Source organism: Alienimonas chondri, from assembly GCF_013036045.1.
Taxonomy (GTDB): domain Bacteria; phylum Planctomycetota; class Planctomycetia; order Planctomycetales; family Planctomycetaceae; genus Alienimonas; species Alienimonas chondri.
Genome location: NZ_WTPX01000072.1, coordinates 1 through 24,135 on the forward strand (window position 1 = coordinate 1; position 24,135 = coordinate 24,135).

General features: G+C 68.4%; 19 protein-coding genes and 2 pseudogenes. 10 read left to right on the forward strand and 11 right to left on the reverse strand.

The window, feature by feature from the left end; all coding sequences use genetic code 11:
* The 4 genes and pseudogenes from LzC2_RS11935 to rpmA form a co-directional block, all read left to right on the forward strand.
* Window positions 1-1,106, forward strand: a pseudogene (locus tag LzC2_RS11935) (hypothetical protein); the annotation flags it as partial.
* Window positions 1,107-1,355: 249 nt separating this feature from the next.
* On the forward strand, window positions 1,356-3,002 hold the full coding sequence (locus tag LzC2_RS11940; RefSeq protein ID WP_171187203.1) for a prenyltransferase/squalene oxidase repeat-containing protein: 1,647 nt from the start codon (window positions 1,356-1,358) through the stop codon (window positions 3,000-3,002).
* Between the two features lie 253 nt (window positions 3,003-3,255).
* Entirely contained in the window at window positions 3,256-4,230 is a 975-nt protein-coding gene (locus LzC2_RS11945; RefSeq protein WP_171187205.1) for a hypothetical protein, read from the forward strand.
* 179 nt (window positions 4,231-4,409) lie between these two features.
* Window positions 4,410-4,643: pseudogene (gene rpmA / locus LzC2_RS22275) on the forward strand (50S ribosomal protein L27); the annotation flags it as partial.
* Window positions 4,644-4,871: 228 nt separating this feature from the next.
* Here rpmA and LzC2_RS11955 read toward each other — a convergent pair.
* From LzC2_RS11955 to LzC2_RS11980, 6 genes are all read right to left on the reverse strand, one after another.
* Window positions 4,872-6,266 (reverse strand): LbtU family siderophore porin, encoded by a 1,395-nt coding sequence (locus LzC2_RS11955; protein ID WP_206678680.1) that lies wholly within the window; start codon window positions 6,264-6,266, stop codon window positions 4,872-4,874.
* A 564-nt stretch (window positions 6,267-6,830) separates the two neighbouring features.
* Window positions 6,831-7,106: a hypothetical protein gene (locus tag LzC2_RS11960; RefSeq protein ID WP_171187211.1), complete on the reverse strand. Its 276-nt coding sequence runs from the start codon at window positions 7,104-7,106 to the stop codon at window positions 6,831-6,833.
* Window positions 7,107-7,184: 78 nt separating this feature from the next.
* Window positions 7,185-9,008: a phosphoribosylformylglycinamidine cyclo-ligase gene (purM, locus tag LzC2_RS11965; protein ID WP_246254956.1), complete on the reverse strand. Its 1,824-nt coding sequence runs from the start codon at window positions 9,006-9,008 to the stop codon at window positions 7,185-7,187.
* Window positions 9,009-9,151: 143 nt separating this feature from the next.
* Window positions 9,152-10,567: a type I glutamate--ammonia ligase gene (glnA, locus tag LzC2_RS11970; protein ID WP_171187213.1), complete on the reverse strand. Its 1,416-nt coding sequence runs from the start codon at window positions 10,565-10,567 to the stop codon at window positions 9,152-9,154.
* Window positions 10,568-10,812: 245 nt separating this feature from the next.
* A complete protein-coding gene (locus LzC2_RS11975) occupies window positions 10,813-12,630 on the reverse strand; it encodes an Hsp70 family protein (protein WP_171187215.1) in 1,818 nt (605 codons plus the stop codon).
* 91 nt (window positions 12,631-12,721) lie between these two features.
* On the reverse strand, window positions 12,722-13,354 hold the full coding sequence (locus tag LzC2_RS11980) for a DUF2760 domain-containing protein (RefSeq protein WP_171187217.1): 633 nt from the start codon (window positions 13,352-13,354) through the stop codon (window positions 12,722-12,724).
* A gap of 181 nt (window positions 13,355-13,535) precedes the next feature.
* On the opposite strand from LzC2_RS11980, the gene LzC2_RS11985 reads away from it, so the two are divergent.
* From LzC2_RS11985 to LzC2_RS12000, 4 genes are all read left to right on the forward strand, one after another.
* Window positions 13,536-14,966, forward strand: coding sequence for a phytoene desaturase family protein (locus LzC2_RS11985; protein WP_171187219.1), 1,431 nt, complete (start codon window positions 13,536-13,538; stop codon window positions 14,964-14,966).
* Window positions 14,967-15,012: 46 nt separating this feature from the next.
* Window positions 15,013-15,468 (forward strand): 3-hydroxyacyl-ACP dehydratase FabZ family protein, encoded by a 456-nt coding sequence (locus tag LzC2_RS11990; RefSeq protein ID WP_171187222.1) that lies wholly within the window; start codon window positions 15,013-15,015, stop codon window positions 15,466-15,468.
* A 1-nt stretch (window position 15,469) separates the two neighbouring features.
* Window positions 15,470-16,444: an endonuclease/exonuclease/phosphatase family protein gene (locus tag LzC2_RS11995; protein WP_171187225.1), complete on the forward strand. Its 975-nt coding sequence runs from the start codon at window positions 15,470-15,472 to the stop codon at window positions 16,442-16,444.
* 146 nt (window positions 16,445-16,590) lie between these two features.
* A complete protein-coding gene (locus LzC2_RS12000; RefSeq protein WP_171187227.1) occupies window positions 16,591-16,959 on the forward strand; it encodes a hypothetical protein in 369 nt (122 codons plus the stop codon).
* Between the two features lie 48 nt (window positions 16,960-17,007).
* On the opposite strand, the gene LzC2_RS12005 is transcribed toward LzC2_RS12000, so the two are convergent.
* The 4 genes from LzC2_RS12005 to cobA all read right to left on the reverse strand — a co-directional run bounded on the left by LzC2_RS12005 (window position 17,008) and on the right by cobA (window position 21,762).
* Window positions 17,008-17,544 carry a hypothetical protein gene (locus LzC2_RS12005; protein ID WP_171187229.1) on the reverse strand — a complete coding sequence of 179 codons (537 nt, stop codon included), beginning with the start codon at window positions 17,542-17,544 and terminating at the stop codon, window positions 17,008-17,010.
* A gap of 193 nt (window positions 17,545-17,737) precedes the next feature.
* The gene (locus LzC2_RS12010) at window positions 17,738-19,291 is read right to left on the reverse strand and encodes an HTTM domain-containing protein (RefSeq protein ID WP_171187231.1); all 1,554 of its coding nucleotides are present in this window, start codon (window positions 19,289-19,291) and stop codon (window positions 17,738-17,740) included.
* A gap of 46 nt (window positions 19,292-19,337) precedes the next feature.
* Window positions 19,338-20,078 (reverse strand): hypothetical protein, encoded by a 741-nt coding sequence (locus LzC2_RS12015; protein ID WP_171187233.1) that lies wholly within the window; start codon window positions 20,076-20,078, stop codon window positions 19,338-19,340.
* Window positions 20,079-20,196: 118 nt separating this feature from the next.
* On the reverse strand, window positions 20,197-21,762 hold the full coding sequence (gene cobA / locus LzC2_RS12020; RefSeq protein WP_171187235.1) for a uroporphyrinogen-III C-methyltransferase: 1,566 nt from the start codon (window positions 21,760-21,762) through the stop codon (window positions 20,197-20,199).
* Between the two features lie 91 nt (window positions 21,763-21,853).
* On the opposite strand from cobA, the gene LzC2_RS12025 reads away from it, so the two are divergent.
* A complete protein-coding gene (locus LzC2_RS12025; protein WP_171187237.1) occupies window positions 21,854-22,645 on the forward strand; it encodes a class I SAM-dependent methyltransferase in 792 nt (263 codons plus the stop codon).
* A gap of 67 nt (window positions 22,646-22,712) precedes the next feature.
* On the opposite strand, the gene LzC2_RS22280 is transcribed toward LzC2_RS12025, so the two are convergent.
* On the reverse strand, window positions 22,713-23,621 hold the full coding sequence (locus LzC2_RS22280) for a DUF1207 domain-containing protein (protein WP_315854645.1): 909 nt from the start codon (window positions 23,619-23,621) through the stop codon (window positions 22,713-22,715).
* Between the two features lie 177 nt (window positions 23,622-23,798).
* Between LzC2_RS22280 and LzC2_RS12035 the strand changes: the two genes are divergently transcribed.
* Window positions 23,799-24,135 (forward strand): hypothetical protein (locus tag LzC2_RS12035; RefSeq protein ID WP_171187238.1); only part of this gene is annotated, 337 nt, incomplete at its 3' end.

Consider the following 24,135-nt stretch of genomic DNA (forward strand, 5'->3'; position numbering starts at 1 on the left):
CCGTCGACCCGGCCGAGCTGTTCGCCGAAGCGCAGGCCGGGCGGAACGACCAGTTCGCCGGCGTGCATGCCGAGCCTTCGGAAGTGCCGACCTCCTTGGGCGAAGCGTTCGCCGACTCCGCTGCGAGGACGGCCGCTCCGCAAACGCCGGCGGCTCCCGCCGCTCCAGCCCAACCGTCCGCGAACGACGCCTTTCCGGCCGAGAGCCTCCCGGGCGCCGTCGCCGCCGCGTCTTCCGACGAGCCCGCGGGGTTCGATCCGTTCAGCCCGCCGGCCGTCGCCGGGTTGGCCGCGCCGGAGAACGCCCTGCCTGCGGACAACGCGACCGGCGGCCCCAGTCAGCCGGCGCTCGCGGCTCCGATGCCGCCCGCGATCGCCTCGGCAGATCCGTTCTCCGCTGAGGATCCGTTCTCTCCCCGGGGCGTGGGGGCCGGGTCGGTGTCGGCGAACGTCGGGACGTTGCCGATCGAGGAAGCGGACGTGCCCCCCGCGAACGATCCGTTCGGCCCGAACTCCGTGGCCGTGACCGGCCCCGCCCCGGAACTGTCGTTCGGTCGTCCGCCGCTCCCGCCCGGCGCTTCGCGGCGCCCCGGCGACTCGGCGTCGAATCAGACGGCTCCGGTTCAAGGCCCGGCCGATCCGGCGCTGATGGCGCTGGCGGCCCCCGATGACGGTTCCGCGGGCCTGCGGACGAGCGGCTACGGTCCGCGGACGCCTTCCTTCGGCGGGGAGAGCGCAGCCGGTCCGAACCTCGCCGCGTTGGCGGCGCCCATGCCGCTCGAAGAGCCGACGCGGGACGGACGGTTCGCCCCGACCGCGCCGTCCTCCGCGGCGGCGACGCCCCCGGACCTGAACGCGTCGCCCTCCGAGACGGCCTCGCAAGCGGAGGACCGCGGACCGCTCGTGGCGATGCGGACCTCCGCTCGGCCGACGCCGCGGCCGGACGCCCGCCGGATCGGCGGCGTCGAGTTGGAAGCGCCGCGGTTAGACGCCCCGGTCGCGGCTCAAACGGCCTCCCCGGCGGCCCCGCTCGCGGCGGGACTGGGGATCGGCGTGTTCTTATTGGTCGGACTGAGCCTGTGGCGTCGACGGGGCGGATTACTCTAGATTTGAGGCGGCGGCGCGCTCCCATCCATGACGGCGGATCTTGACACCGCAGCCCGACGCAGTAGCGTGAAGTTCTCCCATCGTCACCCGCCGATTGCGGGCCGGATGGCCGACCGGGTTCTCGCTGTGGAACCCGCAGGCGCCGGGGCGCTCGATCGCTCCGGTCGATCGCGGATTCTTCCCGATATGGGGCCGCGGTCGGGTGCGGCTTGTCGGCGCCTCTGAGCGGTTCCGCCCGCGCCGATCGCCATGCCCGTATCCGCCTCCGACGGCAGCGCCGTCCTCGAACGCGGTCGCCCCGCACCCCGCGCGCCCAAAGCAGAGAAGTCCCCCTCCATGGGCCGCAGCGGCCGGTCCGCCGCGCCGGCGAAGGCCAAGCAATCGGCGCCCGCCGCGGAAGGGGCCACGGGCGCCCGGAGCATTCTCGAGGAAGAACCGCCGGCCCGTCGGTCCCTGGTGGAATACCTCGGCGTGTGGGGCTTCGCCGTGCTGGTGCACGTCGTCGTGCTCTTGGGGCTGTCCTTCATCGTGATCGACAGCGAGGTCCGCGATCAGATCTTCAGCATCCTCGGCGAACCCTCCGAGGAACCGGACGACGCCCCGATCTTCGAGGCGGTCGACATGCCGGAGCTGACCGAGCTGGAAGAATCCAGCGAGATCGCCGAGGTCACGGCTGACGAGATCGCCGAGGAGGAGGTCGAGCTGGAGATAAATATCAGCGACATGGACCCCACCATGGCGATCGAGCCGGCGGATATGGGGGTCACGATGAACCTCGACCCGAGCAACGTCACCGGGGGCCGCAGCAGCGCCAAGGCGAAGGCCGCGTTGGTGGAGAAATACGGCGGGAACGCGGCGAGCGAACAGGCCGTCGCCAGCGCCCTGAAGTGGATCGCGGACCAGCAGCGGGCGGACGGGAGCTGGAACTTCAACGACGTCGGCGATGAGGAACAATTCGACGCCGAAGGCAAAACCGACGTCCGCGACGCCCCGACCGGCGCCACCGCCGCGGCGCTGCTCGCGTTTCTGGGGGCGGGCCACACGCATACCGATGAGGGCCCGTATCAGAAGCACGTCGGGCGGGGGATCAATTACCTGTTGGAGAACGTGAAGGTCGGCCCGGCCGGCGGCGACTACCGCGGCGGCGTCAAACAGAGCGGCATGTATATCCAGGGGCTCGCCGCGATCGCCCTCGCCGAGGCCCACGGCATGACGGAAGATCGTCGTTTGCGGCGGGCCGCGGAAGCCGGCGTCGGCTTCATCATGAGCGCTCAGAGTCCCGTGGACGGCGGATGGCGGTACACCCCCGCGTTTGAGCGCTCCACGCCGGAAGTCAGCGATACCAGCGTCGTCGGTTGGCAGTTGATGGCCCTGAAGAGCGCTCAGGCCGCGAAGATTCGGATCCCGAAGCGGGTGTTCCTCGGCGTCAAAACGTTCCTCGATCTGGCGGAACACAACGACGGCGCCCAGTACGGCTATCTCCCCAAAACGGCCGACAACGCCGGCGGCCCCCGCGGGCCGATGTCCGCCGTCGGTTTGCTCTGCCGGATGTACATGGGGTGGGACGAGAAGGACGAACGCTTGGAGAAGGGCGTCGAGCTGCTCGCGAAGGCCGGTCCCAACCGTAACGACAGCTACTACGGCTACTACGCCACCCAGGTGCTGCACCACTGGGGCGGCGAAAAGTGGGAGGCTTGGAACGCCGTTCAGCGCGATCAGCTGATCAACACCCAGGAGAAAAGCGGCAAGATGTCCGGCAGTTGGAAGCCGGGCGGCAGTCATAACGACCGGGCGGGCGGTCGCCTGTGGGTCACCTGCCTGTCCGTGATGACCTTGGAGGTCTACTACCGTCACCTGCCGCTGTACGAACGCGGTGATATCAAGGTGGAGTTCTGATCGGGCGGAAGTCCGTCGACGCAATCGGGCGGCGTGGTGGAGTTCTGACGACGGCGCCCGTCGCTGCGAACTCCGCAGCCGTGCCGGTCGCGGCGGTCCCGCCGGGCAGCCCTCGTTGCGACCCTTCCTCGGGGCGGACGGCCGTTGACCGGCCGGAATCGCGGCCGATACCGTAGTAGGGTCGCCCCGTCGTTCGATGCCCCTCGCGGTTTCCGCCCGCGGTCCGTCCGCTCCTCCCCCGGAAGTTTGTTCCATGGTTCGCCGCCCCGCCCCGCCGTTTGCTTGGATGATCGGCGGCCGGCTGAACCGCGGCGGGACGAAGGGGGGCCTGCTGCCCGGGTTCGCGGTCGTCGCCTCGCTCGCGCTGACGCTGTCCGCATCGACGGCGTGGGCTCAGGGCGGGCGCTCCAGCGGCGGGTTCGACGCCACGCTGCCCTCGATCGCCAGCGGGCCGGAGATCCGCTCCCAGGCGGATCTGTGGGTCATGCAGGTCGACTTCAAACCGATGCGGCTGGCCCGCCTGCCGGTGACGGACCCGGAGACGGGCGAGACCCGGCAGGAGTTGGTCTGGTATCTCGTCTGGCGATCGACGAACCGGCCGCTGCAAAGCCCGGAGAAGGAAACCGAACGCACCCCCCAGAACGAACTGGACGCCCCTCCGCAGCTGCCGCCGTTCGTGCCGGAGTTCGTGTTGATCGGCGAGGACGGCACCGCCCGCCAGTACCGCGACGTGATCCTGCCGAACGTCCTGCCGCTGATCGAGGCGCGGGAACTGCGCGGCGAATTCGCCGACGTGAAGCTGAACACGACCGTCTCCGCCTCCGGCGATCTGCCGGCGGGCGTCGCCGCGGACGCCCCCCCCGGCGAGGGCGCGACCTACGGCGTGGCCACCTGGACCGGCGTCGATCCGACGACCGACCGTTTCATCGTGCTGCTCAACGGCTTCAGCAACGGCTACCGCATCCAGACCGGCCCGGACGGCCAGCCGGTGACGGAGCGTCGCACCGGCGTGCTGCGGTTCTGGCGGCCGGGCGACGAGATCGACGAAGTCGAAACGGAGTTCCGCCTCGGCGTGAATCCCCGCGGCGACGCTGACGCGGCCGACGGCGTTCCGCACTGGGAGTACCTGGCCGACGAAGCCCGCGACGCCGACGGCGAAGCGGATGCCGGCAGTGAAGTCGGAGACAACGACCCCGCGGCCGCGGTCGACGGAGTCGGCGAGAACTGAACCGATCCGAGGGCGATCGCTCCTCCGAATCCCCCGCCTCCTTCCCGTCGCCGTCGCGCGGGGTTGTCGGGCGGGGGGCCGGTCGCCACAATCCGCCCCCACCTCGTTTCCCCCACAGCGTTGCGCGGCGCCGGTTCGGCCGGTCCGCCTCTTGTTCGCTTAGAAGCAGATTCGGTCCGATGGCACATAAGAAGGGACAGGGCTCGAGCCGCAACGGCCGGGACAGCAACGCGCAACGGCGTGGCATCAAGAAGTTCGGCGGCGAAGCCGTGGAAGCCGGGAACATCATCGCCCGGCAGTGCGGGACCAAGTGGCACCCGGGCGCCAACGTTGGCATGGGCAAGGATTACACCCTGTTCAGCCTGATCGAAGGCCGCGTGACCTTCGACCGCGGCGGTCGTCGGGTGAACGTCTTCACCCCGGAGCAGCTCGTCGAGCGCGCCGAGCGGTTGGAAACGGCGAACGCCAAGTTCGCTGATGCCGCCGCTCGTAAGGCAGCCGCTTCCAAGGCGTAATATCAGCGTTTCCGGCGAGCGGAGGGCGTCAGCCCTCTGAGCGTCGATCGCCGTGTCCCCCGGCATGTCCCCCGGCATGTCCCCCGGACAGACTTAGAGGGCTGACGCCCTCCGCTCGCCTGTGGGTCACAGGACGAGCGAGACGCCCAGCACGACGGAGTTCTGTCGCACGTCCCGATCGCTCACGGTCGGGGCCGTGAGGGCGATCAGCGGGGCGAAGCCGATGCTGCGCACGTATTCCAGGCTCAGCAGCGCGTTCGGGTTCACCTGCCAACCGGCGCCCAGCACGAGTTGGGCGTTGCGGTCGAACTCCAGCCCGTCCTGAGCCTGTTTGCCCACGCTGTAGCTGGTGGAGAGCCGCAGCGGACGGCCGAGCGCCGAGATGTCGTAGGCGCTTTCCGCTTTCCAGGCGGAGACTTCGTAGTCGGTGACCGGCCAGTTCTTCACGGTTTGGACGTACTCCGCGGCGACCGTCGCCCGCCGCCAGCGGAGCGTCCCGTTGACGTCCCACGCGCCGTTCTGCGGGCCGGACGCGTCGACGTCGATGTGCTCGGCCGTTTTCGCGTTGTAGATCGTGCCGTCCAGATAGCCGGCGCCGACGAGGTACTCGAACTCCCCGACGCAGCCCGCATAGGAGGCGTTGACGGCGTAGTTGTTGACCTTCCCCTTGGTCGGACTGTCGCTGGTGCGGACGCCGCGTCCGCCGGAGAGTCCCGTCAACACGACGTGCAGTCCCCCTTTGACGTAACCCACGCCGCCCCCTTCGCCCAGCGCGTTGAAGTAGTGCCAGGGCATCGCTTGGGAGAACGGGGAGAGTGAGCCAAAGTCCCCGTAGCTGACGCTCTTCTTGCCGATGAAGGCATAGAGCGGGCTTTTGCGGGCGTTGCCGAACACGGCGTACGCCTGCCGGACCTGGAAGCTGCCCTGATTGAACGTCGGGAAGCTGAACACGTCGCTGAACAGCGTTTCCACATAGCCGGTCACCCAGGGGGTGAAGTAGGCCGTCGCCGCGAGATTCGCTTGGAGAATCCGCAGATCGGTCGCCGTGGTGCCGGTGAAGTCCGTGGGGAACCGGCCGAGATAGCCGAACTTGCCGGGGGTGTTCGTGCGGCCGGCGATGCCGGACAGGCGCATCTGAGCGGCGGGCACCAGCACCGGTCGCGGCACGACCGTCGGGATGGATCCGAGCAGCAGCAACTGCTTGTCCGTCTGCCGGTTCTGGAAGTCCAGTAGCGCCGCGGAATGGGGCGTATCGAGGCGGACGGACAGGGCGTTGGCGAACGCATCCGGCGGGGGGCCGTCGAACGCTCCGTATCCCCGACCGCAGTGGTCCGTCTCGCAAGCGAGCGGGGGGGGGGCGATCAGCCCCCCCGAAACCACCGGGGCGTACGTGTGGTTCTCCACGAACGTCGGACCGTGGCCGTACATCGGCCCCGCCGCGTACGTCGGATCTCCGACGTATATCGGCCCTGGCGTGTCGATCGACTCGCCGCCGTAGGCCGGCGAGGGAGAGAACGACATCCCCGGCTGACCGTACGGAGCCTGCCTCGGCTGGAAACCGGGGCCGCCCATCGTCTGCGGCGCCCAACTCAGATCCGTCGGGGAGCCGACCATCGGCGGCGGCGGGGCGACGGGCGTGAAGGCCGACCCGCCGAACCCGGAGTCGACAGGACCGACCGACGAGGCGAACGGACCCCGTGACGGCGGCACCGGGGTGAACGGAACCGCGGTCGTTTCTCCAGCGGGCGCCGGATCCGTAGGCCATGCGGTCGCGGGAACCGCCGACGTAGGCGTCGCGGGGGTCCACAGCGGGGCGACCGTGGACACCTCTTGAGCGGACAGCGGCGCCAGCGTCCCGATCGCCGGTAAGGCGACCGCCGCCGAGCAGAGCGCACGTCGCAGTCGAGCGCGCTGCGCCGGGGCCGGACGGGGGGGACGGACCGCGGTCACGGCAGGGCTCGGGACGAGGAAGGACGCTTCCTCATTTCCGTCGGCCGCGAACGCCCCTGATATTCAGCAGATCCCCTCGGATCCGACCTCTTGGCGCGCGTCCATTGCAAAATCCGCTATGCAGACGCAGCCGGGCTAACCCGCGGCGTTCACGGACTCTTGATCGGACTCCTTGCGAATCGCCTGCCGGACCTGGTCGGCGCCAGGGCGGTCGCAGGTCTCCGGCTTCGCCCCGCAGGACATGCAGGGACTCGTCGCGTCGTGCCCGGGAATGTTCGAGTTCGCCAACCCGCCGCAGCTTCCTTCGATCCGCTTGCCGGACAGCATCACCCCCAACGCCATCCCCCCCAACGCCAGCGCCATCACGACGGCGGCGATAAGAATCAGCGGCAGCAGACTGGCGGTATCCATCGGAGCGATCTCAAGCGGGGGGCAGAACGATTCTATACCGGCGAGGTCGAACGATCACTCGCCGAGCGTAGCCGTCCCCTAATCCGAGACGGTTCCGATCGAAACCGGGCGTTCCCCGAGGGCCTCGAGCCGATCTTTCACCGCCCCGGCCCACTCCGCGTCGACGATCAGCACGAAGCCGAGGCCCATGTTGAAGACGCGCTGCATCTCCGGCTCCGCGACGCCGCCGAGATCCCGCAGCCAGTCGAACACCGCCGGCTTCTCCCAGCCGTTTGCGGGGACGTCCAACGCCAGCCCGTCCGGCAGGATGCGTTCGACGTTCTCGCTCAGTCCGCCGCCGGTGATGTGGGCGAGGCCGTGTACGCTGTCCCGCAGGTCGCTGCCGAGGATCTCGCCGATCGGGCGGGCGTAGATCCGCGTCGGTTCGAGGAACTCCTCGCCGACCGTGCGGCCGAGGCGGTCCACGTGGGTGTCGACGGAGAGGCCGGCGTGCTCGAAGGCGATCTTGCGGGCGAGGCTGTAGCCGTTGGAGTGCAGGCCCGTGGAGGGCAGCCCGATGAGGACGTCGCCGCCGGCGATCTTCGTGCCGTCGATCAGCCGGTCCCGCTCCGCAACGCCCACGCAGAAGCCGGCGAGATCGAACTCTCCCTCCCGATACACCCCCGGCATGATGGCGGTTTCTCCGCCCAGCAGAGCGCAGCCGGCCCGCGTGCAGCCCTCCGCGACGCCCGCCACCAGCGCCGCGAGGCGGTCCGGGTCGTCCTTGTCCAAAGCGATGTAGTCCAGGAAGAACAGCGGCTCGGCGCCGAGGCAGAGCACGTCGTTCGCGCACATCGCGACCAGATCGATCCCGACGGTGTCGTACCGGTTCGCAGCGAAGGCCACCTTCAGCTTCGTGCCGACCCCGTCCGTCCCGGAGACCAGCACCGGGTCTTCGAACTTCGCCACGTCGGCCAAGCGAAACAGCCCCGCGAACCCGCCGGGCAGATCCATCACCCCGGGGCGTCGCGTCTTGGCGAGCAGATCGGGCAGCTTGGCCATCCCCTCGGCATAACGATCCAGATCAACGCCGGCGGATTTGTAGGAGAGAGGTTCGGTCACAGATTCAGGCTGATTCAGTTCGACTCGGCGTCCGCCGCGCTCGGCGGCGGTCAACAACTCCGCTGCCCAAACGGCATCGGGTGGATCGAGCGGCGGAGACGGGGACGCATCGTACACCCGGCGGTGGTACTGGCCCTCGGAGAACGTCAGCCGGTAGACCTCTTGAAGGTCCAACATGACCGGCGGATCATCTCCCAACAGCGGAATCGGGATAGTCGGCAGCGGGGTTCGCAGGTCCCACGGCCAGAGATTCAACTCCGGTCGTTCCTCAGCTCGACTGACGAGGGCGAGAAACGGAGCCTGCTCCGCTTCCCGGAGCGGCATGTGACGACCGCCGCGAAGCAGATCGATCTCGACAAAGTGAGCGTCGCTCCGCACGATGTCTTGGCGTTTTTGCAGGTATCGCTCCCGGTCCGAGCCGGACTTGTTGCTGGGACTGAGCAACTCCACGGCGCAAACGATTCGGCCGTGATTGCGGTCCGTCAGGCGGAGCGACAGCCACACTTCCTCATCGACGGCGACGGAGGCGAACGCATTCCGCCGGGGAGACTCCAGGACCACGGTTTCTCGCTCCCGGTCCGGGGCCGGCCTGCGCCGGACCGCCCAGTCTGCACGACCGACCAGCCGCTCCTCGGCCGAGCGTTCGTGCAGAATTCGATCGACTTCGACCTCGCAATCGTACTTCGGTCCCAGTTCGCCCAGAATCTTCCGTCGGGAGACGGTGATGAACTCATTGTGGAACTGCCTCCAGCGGCCGGACCCCTCGACGAACGGATCGACCCCGGGAAACGGCGGCTCCATCGGCGACTCCTGGTGAACGGGGCGGGAACGGAAGGACAGTATCCCCCGGCGCCGCAGACGAAAACAGCCCGCCCCGCGGTGCGGGACGGGCTGCGTGCGACTCGGTTCGACCGGAACGATCGTTCGCTCTACGACTGCTCGCTCTACGCTTGGTAGTAGAGGTCGAACTCGTAGGGGTGGGGGCGGAGACGGATCGGGTCGATCTCGTTCTCGCGCTTGTAACCGATGAAGCTGTCGATCAGGTCCTTGCTGAACACGTCGCCCTTCAGGAGGAAGTCGTGGTCGGCTTCGAGGGCGTCCAGCGCTTCGCCCAGGCTCTTGGGCGCGACGTTGGTGTGCGACAGCTCCTCTTCGGTCATGTCGTAGATGTCCCGGTCGAGCGGCTCGCCCGGGTCCAGCTTGTTCTGGATCCCGTCCAGCATGGCCATCATCAGAGCCGTGAAGGACAGGTAGCCGTTCGCCAGCGGATCCGGGCAGCGGAATTCGACCCGCTTCGCCTTCGGGCTGGGCGAGTACATCGGGATACGCAGCGCCGCGGAACGGTTCCGCTGCGACAACGCCAGGGTGACCGGCGCTTCGTAGCCCGGCACGAGGCGATGGAAGCTGTTGACGGTCGGGTTGGACAGGGCGATCAGCGCCCGGCCGTGCTTCAGGATGCCGCCGATGGCGTTCAGGCCCAGCTCGCTCATCCCGGCGTAGCCGTCGCCGGCCATCAGCGGGGTGCTGCCATTCCACAGGCTGATGTGGGTGTGCATCCCGGAGCCGTTGTCGCCGTAAACCGGCTTCGGCATGAACGTCGCCGACTTGCCGTGCCGCTTGGCGACGTTGCGAATGATGTACTTGAACCACATGAACTGGTCCGCCATCTGCAGCAGCGGAGCGAACTTCATATCGATCTCGCACTGGCCGGCGGTCGCCACCTCATGGTGGTGAGCCTCGACCACGATGCCGACGTCCTGCATGGCCTTGGCCATGTCGGCCCGCAGGTCGCCCATGCTGTCGATCGGGGAGACCGGGAAGTAACCGGCCTTGGGGCCGACCTTGTGACCGAGGTTCGTGCCCTCGGCGCGGCCGCTGTTCCAGTGAGCCTCGGAGCTATCGATCTGGTAGTAGCTCTGGTGCTGGCTGCTCTGGAACCGAACGTCGTCGAAGACGAAGAACTCCGGCTCCGGGCCGATATAGCAGGTGTCCGCGATGCCGGTCTGCGAGAGGTACGCCAGACCTTTCTTGACGACGCCGCGGGGATCCTTGTTGTACAGCTCCTTGGTGACCGGATCGACGATGTCCGCGATCACGGAGATCGTGGGCCGGGCGAAGAACGGGTCCATCTTGACGGTGGACGGGTCCGGCACCATCAACATGTCGGAGTTGTTGATCGGCTGCCAGGCGCGGATCGAACTGCCGTCGAAACCGAAGCCTTCGTTGATCTCGTCCTCGCCGATGATCGCCATCGGATACGAGCAGTGCTGCCATTGACCGAAGAGGTCGCAGAACTTGACGTCGATAAACTCGGCGTTGTGCTCCTTGGCGAAGGAAAGAACGTCGGACGCGGAGGCCATGCGGGGCGAGGCTCGTACGGGTTCGTCGGAGAGACGTCGGCGGCGAATGACCGCCGATCGGGGTTCCCCTGACGTTACGCGGTCCTGCCTGTCCCGCAAGCGATTCCGGAGACTCTCCGCGCGTCGAAACGAGAATTCGCCGTCACAATCGCCCGGGCAGCGTTCTTCGTGCCTTGCGGGCGAGCATTCGTGCGCGAACTGTGAGCATTGCCGCCGCTGGGACGAGGTGAACCGGGAACCGCGGCTTACTCGTCGCGCACATCGAAGCCGAGCGTCCAGCGACCCTCGCCGTTCGTCTGCCGGGCGGAGAGCGAGAGTTCGCCCAATTCGGTGACCGCGGCGTGGAAGTTCACCGGGATCACGTCTCCTTCGACCGCATCGCCGCTGCCGGCGGCGGCGGGATTGAGCGTCGTCTCGATCGGGTCGGTCTCTTCCAGTTCGTCTTCGCTCCACCGCGTCAGCAGATCGCCGGGCACGTCGTCAGGGCGGTTGGGCGAGGCGAAGAACCGGAACCGGGCCGGGCGTCCGACCGTCACGCCGACGCCCCCGCCCGGCAGGCGTTCGACCGGCACCTCCGTCTCGGTTCCCTCCTCCATCCCCCGCGGCACCACGCACAGGGCCGACAGCGGCCGGGGCGCTCCGGGGATCGCGAGGCCGGCGGTTTCGATGCCGACGTAGTAACTCCGCCCCGTCCCGCCGCGAATCCGCATGCCGCCGCTGCGCTTCGTCGCTCCGTAGAAGGCCGCGCCCCGGGCGACGGCATGGTCGAGCGCCGCCGCCGGACGTTCGAGCAGCGTCGGTGCGCTCGGCAGCCAGGACGCCAGCGTCTCCCGCAATCGATCCCGCAGGGGAGCGGAGCGGAACACGCCGCCGTTGAGCAGCAGGTGCGTGGGCGTCACGTCGGGGTGCTGGGCGAGGAACGCCGCAAGGTGTTTGGTGACCGCGGGGTCGTTCTCATACGGCAGGCCGAGTTGCACGAACCCGCCGCCGGTCGTGGCCTGCGGCTGCATGTCCGCGGCGACCTGCGGGAAGAACCCATCCAGCACCAGCCGGCGCACGTCCTCGGCGGGCAGTTCGACGGAGACTGTCCCGCCGATCAGCTTACGACCGCGGCCCAGCACGGCGACTGGGGCGTGCTCCGGGGCGTCCTCGCCCAGCAACGTCTCCTTCGCCGTGCGGCAGGCGTGCCATAGCGCGACCGACTGCCATGGATCGAGCGTCACGCCCTTCTCCTGCAACAATTCGGCGGCGTGGTGAGCGACGGCGAGGTCCATATTGTCCCCGCCGACCAACAGGTGCCGACCGACCGCGACCCGTTCCAACTCCAGGTCGCCGTCCGCATCGGCGACGGAGACCAGCGAGAAGTCCGTCGTTCCGCCGCCGACGTCGACCACCAGCAGGGCGTCCCCGGGGGAGAGATCCTTCCGCCAGTCCTCCCCGCGATCGGCCAGATGGGCGTAGACCGCCGCCTGCGGTTCCTCCAGCAGCACGAGGTCCGCGGGGAACCCGGCTTCCCTAGCGGCGTCGCGGGTGAGGTCGCGGGCGGCGGCGTCGAAGCTGGCGGGGACGGTGAGCGTCACCGCCTGCTCGCCCAGCGGGTCGTCCGGGTGGGCGTCGTTCCACGCGGCGCCGAGATGCCGGAGGTAACGGGCGGACGCTTCGACCGGGCTGATCTTCTCCACTTCGGCCCCCGTCCCGGACGAACCGGCGTCCCACGGCAGAATCGGCTGGCGGCGGTCGACGCCGGCGTGCCCGAGCCACGACTTCGCCGTCCCGACCACTCGGTCCGGCAACTCCGCCGCCCGGCGCCGAGCGTACTCGCCGACAGCGTAATCGTGCGGTCCCGCCCACGGCAGCGCGAGTCCTTCGGCTTCGTTCTCCGGCGCGAGCAGGCAGAAGCTCGGCAGGGCGTCGCGGCTCTCGACGATCCCCGCGGCGACCACCTGCGGCACCGGCAGCACCGCGGGGGCGTCCGGCGGACCGTCATCGCCGGCGTCTTCGGAGAGAGCGCATGCGGCGAGCACGCTGTTGGTCGTCCCGAGGTCGATGCCGACGGAGTACATGGCGAAGGGGTGAGGGGCGAGGCGTAAGGCGTAAGGACGGACTGGGCCGGCGCGGCATCTTACGCCTTACGCCTCGCCCCTTTCGCCTGTCTCACCCCACCTCCACTTCGGCCGGGGCCAGCACCCGAACGGCCGCTTCGTCCGGCGGACCGGTGCGAGCGGGAAGGTTCACCTTCGTCGCCGCCCACCCGGGATGCACCAAAGTGCCGGACCCGCCGCCCACCTGTCCGGTCGTCTTCACCCGACCCGCCGGCAGCGACGCTGGATCGACGCGAGATCCTTCTTCCTGATCGACCGCCGGCGCCGGGGCGAACAATCGTTCGAGGACCGCGGCGGCGTCCCGGTGCACGTCCCGCACGGCGGCGCCGACCTGAGCGTCCTCATAGGCGGACAGGTCTTCTTTGAGGAAGTCGATCAACCGAGCCTCGCGTTGCAGCGTGGCGAGCAGCACCAAGGCGTCTTCCCCCTCCGGCCGCTTCGGCGGCGGCGGTTTCGGCGGGGCGACGGGCTTCGGGGGTTCGACATTCGTTTGCGGTTTCGCGGGCGCTTCCGCGGGGGCGGTCCCCGGTTTCAGCGACGCGATGCCCGCTGAGGCGCCGACCACCGCCAGCGTGCCGACGACCGCATCGATCCACTCCGGCCCGCCGGCCGAATCGGCATACCAATCGGCGAGGCCCGCAACGACCACCGCGGGCAGGGCGAAGAGGGCAAGCGGCTTGAGCATGGGCGACGAACGAGGAGGCAAGGCGAGCGGCGGGGCGTCAGCCCCCGGAGCGAACAAGAGCATGAGCACGCGAACCCGGCGATCGGGTCACGGGCGCGTCAACGTACCGGCTCGCTCCGCTTTGCAAAGGGTCGGTGCGGCTTAGACTCCCTCCCCGCTCACGCTCGCTCGATCCCTCCGCATGGCCAAAGATTTCCTCAAAGGCGCCGCCGACCACTACGACGTGGTCGTCGTCGGCAGCGGTTTGGCCGGTCTCACCGGCGCCAACCTGCTCGCTCGGCAGGGGCACAAAGTGCTGCTGCTGGAGCACCATTATCAGCTCGGCGGGATGGCCACCTGGTTCAAGCGGGCCGGCGGCCACATCTTCGACATCTCGCTGCACGGCTTCCCGGTCGGCATGAAGAAGAGCTGTCGCAAATACTGGTCGAAGGAAATCGCCGACCGCATCGTGCAGCTCGAACATATTCGCTTCGAGAACCCCCAATTCAGTCTGCGAACGACGTTCGACCGGGAGGACTTCACCAACCATCTCGTCGAAACGTTCGGCGTGAAGCGGGAGACGGTGCAGGCCTTCTTCGATCGGGCCCGCAGCATGAACTTCTACGACGAACAGGATCTCACCACCCGGGAATTGTTCGAAGAGTTCTTCCCCGGCCGCAGCGACGTGGTCCGGCTGTTGATGGAGCCGATCACCTACGCCAACGGCAGCACGCTGGACGACCCGGCCATCACTTACGGGATCGTCTTCAGCAATTTTATGCACAAGGGCGTGTTCACCTTCCGCGGGGGGACCGATCAGCTCGTGAAATTGATGAAGAAGGAGCTGTTGGCGAACGGCGTAGACCTCCGCATCCGCTGCGACGTGGAGCAGATCGAAACCGACGACGACGGCCAGGTCACCGGCGTGGTCGTGAACGGCCAGCGCATCCGCTGCGACGCCGTGCTCTCCAACGCCAACCTCAAAAGCACGGTGTTGAAGCTCGTCGGCGAGGACCGCCTGCCGGACGACTTCGTGGAAGAGGCGAAGGCCGTTCGGCTCAATAACTCCTCCTGTCAGGTCTATATGGCGTTGAAGCCGGGCGAGGGGTTCGACCCGGACCTCGGCGATCTGCTGTTCCATTCGGAGCACAGCGGATTCGACGCCGAATCGATGCTCTCCAAAAACGTCAGCAGCCGGACGTTCAGCTTTTATTATCCGCAGACCCGCCCCGGCAGCGATCGCTGGCTGATCGTCTCCAGCACCAACGCGAACTACGCCGATTGGACTGGACTGAGCGAAGAACAGTACGAGGCCGATAAAGCGGATCTCGCGGAGACGACGTTGAAGTGTCTGGAAGAGAACTATATTCCGGACATTCGCTCCAAGCTGGATCACGTCGAAGTCAGCACGCCCCGTACGTTCGAGCGTTATACGAAGCACCAGCTCGGCAGCAGCTTCGGCACGAAGTTCGAGGGGTTGAAGGTCAGCGAGGATCTCCCCAGCCGCGTGCCGGGGCTATGGCACGCCGGCAGCGTGGGAATCATCATGTCCGGTTGGCTGGGCGCCGTGAATTACGGGGTGATCGTGGGATCCAAAATCGACGAGTTCCTCGCCAACCGCACCCCCGCGTAACCCCGGGGCTCCGCGGAACCTCGGCGTAACGAAGGACAGGAAATCTATGAAAACGCTCTCCCGACCGCAGATCGAAGCCCTCATCCCGCATCGCCCCCCGTTCCTCTGGCTGGACGAGGCGGAGATCGACGGCGAGACGATTCTCGCCAAGACGGCGCTGTCGCCGGACCTGCCGATCTTTGAGGGACATTATCCCGATCACCCGCTGTTGCCCGGCGTGATTCAATTGGAGATGTGTTTTCAGGCCGGCGCCGTGCTGATCGCCTCCGGCGGCGAGGGCGAGGGCGAGGGCGAGGGCGGCATGCCGGTCGTGGCCCGCACGGACGGGGTCAAATTCAAGAAAATGGTGCGGCCGGGAGACGTCTGTGAAATTGAAGTCTCCGTAAAGGAACGGATGCCCGGCGCCGTTTTTATGACGGGCAAAGTGCGGGTGAGCGGGAATCTCGCCAGTCGATGCGACTTCGTCGTCGCCGAAGTCAAATCCGATCCCGTCGCCAATTGAGATGGACGATTCGCCTGCCGAGCCGCACTCGCCCGAACCGGCGGCTCGGCCGGCCCGCGGGCGTTTCTTCTGGTGGACGCTCGCCGCGTTGCCGTTCGTCCCGTGGCTGATCGGACTCGCGGCGCGGTGGTGGTGGTTCGCGGAACTGTTCACGCACTTTCGCTTCCAATGGTTGCTCGGCACCGGGGCGATCGGCCTGATTTTGCTGAGCGCGCGGCAACGGGTTCCGCTGGCGCTGTGCGGGGCGGCGGCCCTGATCCTCGGCGGACCGATGCTCGCGGGCGAGTTCGCCTCCCGGACGCAGTCGGAGCGGCCCGCCCTCGGAGTCGTGACCGCGAACGTCCTCACCCGCAATGAAGACGCCTTCCCACTCTTGGCGTACCTCGCGGTGATCGACCCGGACGTGATCTGCCTGCAGGAGATCGACAGTCGCTGGGCGGAAGCTCTGACGCCGCTGCACGGTGAGTACCCGCACCGACTGGTCGTGCCGGACGACCTGGGCAACTTCGGAATGGCGATCTACAGCCGCGAACCGGGGGCGTTCGTGGCGGAGACGGTGGAGGGCGTGCCGCGGATCCGGGCGGACCTGGATATCGACGGCCGCACGCTGACGGTCTTCAACGTGCACACCTCCCCGCCGATCGGCGGGCGACGGGCCGGCGACCGGAATCGGGGGATGGCGAACCTCGCTGCGGCGACCGCCGCGGTCGATGGGCCGGTCCTGGTCTGCGGGGATCTGAACTGCACCCCGTGGAGTCCGTATTTCGCCGCGTTGATTCGAGACGGGATTCTCGCCGATACGCGCGGCGGCGGCCGGTCGCCGACGACTTGGCGGGCTGGGAACCCGCTGTTCGCCCTGCCGATCGATCATCTCCTCACCGGCGGAGGCGCCGGATTAGTGGGGCCGATCGCGGGGCCGGACATCGGGTCCGACCACCGGCCGCTCTCCGGCCGGTTGCACCTTCCGCAGCCGTGATCCCGCGCAGATCGCGGAGACCGGCACGCGGTTCGCGTTGAAGGGAAACGGCGTCCCGAACCGCCCCCAAAAGCCGCCCGGCGTTGCCGGAACGCCTCATCGGGGGCGACGGACGTTGCCGTTTCGCATCATCACGCCGCACGCCCATGACTCGCCCGACCGTCGCACCGCCGGCTTTCGCCCCGCAATGGGAACACGATCGCCCTTCGGCTCGCCGCCGGCTGCTCTGGACGGCGTTCGCCGTCGCCTTGTTGATCAGCTTCTACGCCGGCGGGGCGCAGGGAGCGGACCGCTGGATGAGTCGGCCGAGCTACTTCTCGCACCACGTGCCCCCGCATCTCGCGGCCGGGTATCCGGCGCCCGTGTCGCGTGAAGCCTATCGCCCGGCGTGGGTCGGCGATCGGCCGGGGTTCAGCGCCTCCGGAGCCGTCCGCATGAATCGCGTGCAGTTTCACTTCGGCGGGACGAACGATACGACGCTGATGGTCCACGAGCGGGCGCAGGTCGGCCCGTGACTCACTCCGGAACAACGACTTGCGAACCGGCTTCGCGGGGCCGGACGGCTACCGGCGATCCAGCAGACCGATCGGTTTTTCGGTGATCGGATCGAAGCGGTGGACGTCCACGATTTTCCATTCACCCGCCTCTTTCCGCCACACGAGTTCCCACATCGACGGTTTATAGAGCTCCCCGATTTGAGCGACGCGGATGGTCCCGTTCGCCCGGAACCCCGAGACCGCCTGCGTGTCGTTCGCCGTCACGACCGTACTCCAGTCGGACAGGCTGAGGTCGTCGTCGAACGTGGCCATGCTCATCCCGGTGGCGACGGCGAGTCGCTCAGGGATCGCGGTCACGGAGAAGTACGAGAGAGCCTTCTCGCTGTCCCCCGCCACGACGGCTTCGGCGAGATCCCTGACGTGGGCTTCGACTTTCTCAGCCTCCGTGACGATGTACCAGTCCGCCCCGAACGCTCCGGCGCCGGTCAGGAAGCAAACGGCCGCGACGGCCAGGAACTTCGCCCGGCCGCTGACCACCGCCCACACCGCGCAGGCCACCGCCAACGCCCCCATTACGATCGCCAGGGGCATTAGGTAAGACACGAGCCACACGGGGGCGGGCGCCGAGCGGGGAGCGGGCGGGAAGCAGCGAACGACCGGAGCCAAATGAGCGCCCGGTCGTTCGCGACTTTACCACACCCGGCGTCGGCCGACAGCGGCAGTCCGATCGCTCCGTGCGGTTCCGGGGCGCCGTTCCGTGCCGGCCGTTCCGCGGCGGCGGGCGGCTCGGCGGTCCTCAGTCCGCGGCGATGGCGAAGAACTCGTCGGCGACGTGCTCCCCGTCAATCAGCAGCGACATCCGGTACGGCCCGGGCATGAGGCATTCGTCGAGGTTCCACGTAAACGTGTGACGGCTTCTGTCCCGCGTGAGCACCGTCGACTGGCGGGCGACCGGCGGACCGCCGCGATCGGGGCCGTCGGCGTATCGCAGAACGCACTGCAACACGACATCGTCGTGCGGCGGGGAGAGCCACGCCTGGGCGAGGATGGCTCCCGTTTGACTGAACGTTTCGTCCCGTCCCAGCAGGTTGTCCCCGACCAGGCGTCGGCCGAGATCGAAGTCCCACAGCAGATCCACGGTGCGGGGCGGGCGATGCGGCGCCGTCATCGCCCGCACCAACGCCGGGTCCACCTGCTTGAGCGGCAGCGGGCCGTTCGGACCGCGTTCGCCGTACGGATCCAAACGGCTTTCGGCCCCCATCCCGATCACGGCGACCAGCGGGGCGGCGAAGAGGTAGCCCCAACGCACGGCCGGGGCCGGGACGCTCGGCAGGGAACCGAACTTCGGCGGCCACAGCGACGCCAACCTGCGGGCCAGTTCGGGGCGACGAGTCCGAATCGTCTCGCGGAGGCGGCCGAAGCGTTGACGGAAGACGACCACGTCCCGCTCCGACAGAAACGCCCAATACGCCGCCCAACTCACCAACGGGAAGATAAACAGCCCCAGCGTCAGCGTCGTGCCGAAGTGGAAAACGATGCCCATCGTGAGCCACACGCGGCGGCCCCAGCCCCGCCAGGCCATCATCAGAAAGGTCAGTTCCCACAGGCAGGTGGCGTAGGCGCCCATCAACAACAGGACCGGGTTGGTCGCCATCATCGGGCCGAGGGGGTGAACCCGGTTGACGTTCGTGACCATCCAATAGGTCATCTGGTCGCCGTTAAAGAACGCGTCCATATGCAGCTTGGTGAACGCGGCGCCGAAGTAGACCGAGCCGATTAAGATCTGCATCAATCGGCGGGGCCACGCAGACGATTTCTCGGGCGCCCAGGCCTCGCCGCGGGACTCCGCGGCGCGCTTCGCGGCGCGGGCGTCGACGCTCCAGACGGCGCCGCAGCGGCTCAGGCTCAGCAGCAGAAAGAGGTGGGTCGCGACGACGGTATATTTCGTCAGCGAGCCGGTCATATCGAGGTTGGCGAAATAAAAGCATCCCGCCGCCGCCAATGTGCAACTCGTGCGAGCCTTCCAACCGATCAGCGCTGTAATCAGGGCGAAGACGTAGACCGAGAACAATCCCACCGCCGCCCAACCGGGCAGTTCCGGCATCGCGTTCGGCAGGCCGTAGGTGTGCCACAGCGACGACGGAGCGCCGTCCGCGGAGTAAAGCTCCCGCACGTGCGGCCAGCGTACGACCGCCTCGTACAGGATCGGCAGCGTGATCGCGATGCGGACCGCGGCGGGGCCGTAGGGCGTTTCTTCCGCGAAGAAGAATCGCCCGACGTTCCGCTTCAACTCCGAGAGCGACAGGTTCTCGGGGGCGTCCGTCGCGGCGTCCGGTTCGGCGGTGGTCATGGCGGGAGGCGGGCAGGAGGCGGGCGAAGGACCGAACGCGAGGCGGTCAGTCGGCGAGTTCGGCGAACAACGGTTTTTCGAAGCGCGTCGTCGCCGGCGACGGTCCGGCCATCAGCGGGACGGTCCGCGTGGCCAGCCGGCGAATCTTCTCGCGGTCTTGCACATGGCGGCGGGCGACCTCCGCCGACCAGGCCGGCCCGGAGTTCAATAATTGTCCGTCCGCCGTGAGCACGTGACGCACGGCGTAATAACTGGTCGGCATCTTGGGGACGTTCCAGCGGGCCGACCAATACGGCTCCGGCAGATTATATTTCTTCGCCCAGACTTCCTCGACGATCGCGATCCGCGTGATCGGTTCGTGGGAGGTGTGCCGCAGGACGTTCAACGCCATCCGCGGCGAGTGCGTCGCATCCATGTCGTAGTGGATGCGATCGAGATCCCCGTAAGGTTGGAACGGGCGGTCGTCGTGCCAGGGGCCGATGCCGGCTTCGTACCAGGTTCCGCTTTCGCCCTCGGCGAGGACGTGCGTCCGATGGCTCTGGGCGCTCCAACCGCAGAACATATCCCAAACAATATAATACATCAGCGGGTGGGCGCTCTCGCCGTATCCCATGGCGTGCGACCCGACGCCGACGGACAACATGCTGAGATAGCCGCCGATAAACAGTCCCGCCGCCCAACGGGTCAGCCGGGTTTTTAAAGTCGGCTTTGCGGGCGCCCCGGACGTGGGCGCCGCGGGAGCGGAACTCGTCGACGTGACGGGGGAATCCGCTTGAGGCGGGTGCATGGCGGCGTCCGTGCCGGGGGGAGTGGGACGGCGCGAGGCCGCCCCGAGGTCGTCGTTGATCCCGGAGAGTCGAACGTCGGCCGAAATCGGTCAAGACGAACCTCGGCGCGCGAGGCGCTCAGACCTGCTCCGCCCCTCGCGCCTCGCTGACCGCCGCATCGCACACCGCCTCCACCAGCCCGTCCCACGTCGCGTCCGCCGCGACCGCGGCGACGTTCAATCCCGCCTCCCGGCCGGCGGTCGCGACGTTCTCGCTGATTGCCGCCACTTTCAACCCGTCCCGCCCCGGCGAGTCTTTAGAGAGTTCCGCGAACGTGCGGGCGAGGTTCCCGCTGGCGATCAGGGCCCAATCGACGTTCCCCGCGTCCAGCTTCGCCGCGAAGTCCGCCGGCAGTTCCGTCGCCGGTTCCTGCCGGTAGACATGCACCCGCCGCACGTCGGCCCCGGCCTCGGTCAGCCGGTCGGCGAGCGTCGATTTCGCCTCCGGGCAGGTCGGCCACAGTACCTTCTTCCCCGTCACATGCGGAGCGAGGGCGGCGGCGAGCTGCTCGGCGGAATACTCCTCCGGGACGAGGTCTGCGTTCAGGTGGAGCGAGAGTCGTAGACTCTCAGCGGTCGAAGGACCGACGCAGGCGAACCGTACGCCGCAGAATTCCCGCACGTCGCGCTCCTTGTGAAAGAGACCGACATGAAAGCCTCCGACGCCGTTCTTCGAGGTAAAGGCAATCGCGTCGCCGGGGCCAAGCGCGTCCAGAGCGGCATCGAACTCGGCTTGGTCTCTGTCGTACCAAGTTGCGAGTAGCTGCAGATCGTGGATGTCGGCGCCGGCGTTCCGAAGCCGGTCTTCAACGCCGTCCGGCATTCCGGCGCTGATCATGGCGACCGCGACCCCGTGCAGCGGCCGGCGCTCCCACCACCCCCGGGCGCCCGGGGCGGTCGCCGTGCCGCCGACCAATAGCACGGCGGGGCCGGGGAGGTCGGCAGCGGCGCAGTCGTCGGCGATCGTTGCGGCGGCGCCGCAGACGGTGCGTTGATCGCTCGTCGCCGCTTTGGAAACGACCGCGGCGGGGGTGTCCGGGGGCAGGCCGTGGGCGATCAGGGCCGCGGCGATCTTCCGCAGCCGCCCGCGGCCCATATAAAACACGCGGGTGCCCGGGAACGCCGCGAGGGCGGCCCAATCGATGCCGTCCCTCCGGCGACCGGCGTCGTGGCCGGTGACGAAGCAGACCGCCCCGGCGTGGTCGCGATGCGTCAACGGGATGCCGGACAGCCCCGATGCCGCGATCGCCGCGGTCACTCCCGGCACGACCTCGACCGGCACGCCGGCAGCGAGCAGCGCGTCGGCCTCCTCGGTCCCGCGGCCGAAGATCGACGGGTCGCCGCCCTTCAACCGCACCACCCTGCGGCCGGCTTTCGCCTCGGCGATCATCCGGGCGATCAGGGCTTGCTGGTTCGTCTCGCGCGTACCGGGGGCGTCGGTCGCGGCGTGGGTGCGGGTGACGATCTCCGCGTCCGGCGAGGCCAGCGCCAGCACGTCACTCCCCACGAGCGCATCCGCCAGCACCACGTCCGCCGCTACCAACAGCGCCTCGCCACGCCGCGTCAGCAGCCCAGCGTCGCCCGGACCGGCGCCGACGAGGTGCACGGTGGGGATCGTCGCGGCGGAGGAATCGGTCGAGGCCACGGGTAAGGAGCGGGGAGACGGGCGGCGTTTGCAGACGGGCGGAAGCAGGGTTTCTACACTTCCACATCACAATCCGCTTTCAACCCATCGCATGAGCGCCGCTTCCCTCCGACTCGCCGCCGCCGAGGCGTCGGCGGGGCTCCTCCGCTGTCCGCCGGCCGAGGTGAAGGAGGCCGGCCCGGGCAACCTCGCCGGGGTCGTTTGGCGCCAATGGCGAACCGAGCGAGCCCTCGCGGCCCGGGGGATCGAGTTTCGCTCCGCCGATCCGGCGCAGGTCGAAGCGGCCTACGCCGCCATGACCGCGGAGGAGTTCAACGCCGTGAACGGTCGGCAGGCCTGGGCGAACTGGCGGACGATTCCCGCCTCCCTCGACGGCCTGCTGCCCGATGAGCCGGTCCGGGCACTCGATCTCGGGTGCGGGACCGGCCGCAGCACGGCCGTGCTGGCGTACTGTCTGCCGGACGGGTCGACGGTGACGGGGATTGAGTTCGCCGTGCCGCTCGTCGAAGTCGCCCGCGGTCGGGAGTACCCAAACCGTAGCGGCCGGTGCACGGTGCGATTCGCGGCGGGCAGCGTCTGTGGTCCGCTGACGAACGCCGACGGAGAGACGATCGCCGACGGTTCGATCGACTGCGTGAACAGCAGCGGCCTGCTCGGCCATCACCTCGCCGGGGACGACCTGCAAGCCTGTCTGAACGAGGTCGCCCGTGTGCTGACGGCGAACGGCGTCGCCGCGCTCGATCCGGGACCAGGCCTCTCCTCCGCGACGTTGAAGCGGGCGATGGCCGAACGCGGTTTTCAGTTCGTTCGCCGCACGCGGTCCAACCCGCTCGATCGCTGCGGACAGGCGGTGTTCATCAAACAGGCGAGCGAGGGGGCGTAAGCCTCCCGTGTCGTGAGCGAGGCGAGGCGTGTCCTGCACGGGGGACTGACGTCCTCTCGCTCGCCGTTCAGAAGTCGTAGAACAGCCCGAAGCCCAGCGAAGACGCGTCTTCCTCGAACAGTTCGTAGTAGGGCGTTTTGCCGGCCTCGTATTGCGCGGCGACTCGCAGCAGGCGGCCGGACTCCGGTTCGCGCCACTGCCAGCCGGCGAGCGAGGTGAAACGGCCGCCGTAGTTGCACTCCTCGCGCATCTGCACGTTCGCGGCGGCGACCGGGCCGCCCGTGGAGACGCTCAGTTCGCGGTAGAACTCCGTGCCGAGCTGGAACACCCACGGATCGGCCCCGCCGTCGCGGGCGAAGGCGTAGCCGACTTCGCCGTAGACGGTCAGATCGTCCGACAGGGCGTGACGCAGGCCCAGCAGGAGAGCGTCGCGGGAATAATTCACCCGTTGGAAACCGGGGTTCCGCACCATGAACTCATCGCCGATGTGCGTGCTGATATGGTCGTAGCCGAACGAAACCGCCGTCGGCCCGCTGCGGTAGGAGAGAGGCACGCCGGCCCGGAAGTCGGTCGCGTCGACGTCCACGTTTTCGCTGACGTTGAGACGCGGAAACGCGGCCGCCGCGACGTCCAGCTGCCAGCCGTCGGCCTCCGGCCCGCCCTCGCCGAATCGCAGGATTCCCACCCGGGCGCCGAGGGAACCGTCCAGCGCCACGTCGCCGGTTCGTCCGCCGTCCACCGCGTTGATGATCCCGGCCATTCGGGTGGCCTTCACCCCGGCCATGTAGGGCTTGAACAGCAATGAGGCCGGCAACGGCCGCACGCGCCAGACGGCGTCGTCCGGGTCGAACTGAAAGCTGCATACGTCCTCGCCGGGGCCGGAGAGATCGCCGGCATCCGCTTCGCGGGCCACCAGGCAAACTGCCGCGGCGCAGAGCGCGGCGTACGTCAGTTTGCGGACGGCGGGGACGAACACGGGTGCGATCCTTCGCGGAGTGCGAACATGGACAATCGGCAGACACGCGGCGAACAGTTCCGGCGAATTGGCCCGGCCGTTAGGATCGTTTGCATCGGACCCCAACCAACGAGGGAGCCTGTGGCAACGACTATCGCACCGTTCCGTCGATTTGGTCCAGATCGGTTCCGCCTCCGGGTGGTTCTGAGCGCTCTCGCCGCGCTGCTGGCTGGGGGAACTCCCGGGTGGGCGGGCTTCGAGGAAGACCTCGCCGCGGTCGTCGCCGTCGGTCCGAAGGGAAAAGGCGCCGCGGAGGCCGCCGAGGCGCTGGGGCGGCTGTCTCAAGCGCAGCCCGACAAAATCATTCCGCTCTTTGCGGCGTTCGAGGAGGCGGGGCCGGTCGGTCGGAATCTGCTCGCCGGCGCCGTGCAGTCGATCGCCGACAGGGCGCCCGGCGCCGAGCGGTCGCGATCCTTGACCGTCCTGCTGGCCGCGGAAAGCCCGCATCCGGAGGCGGCCGCACTGGCGTTCGACC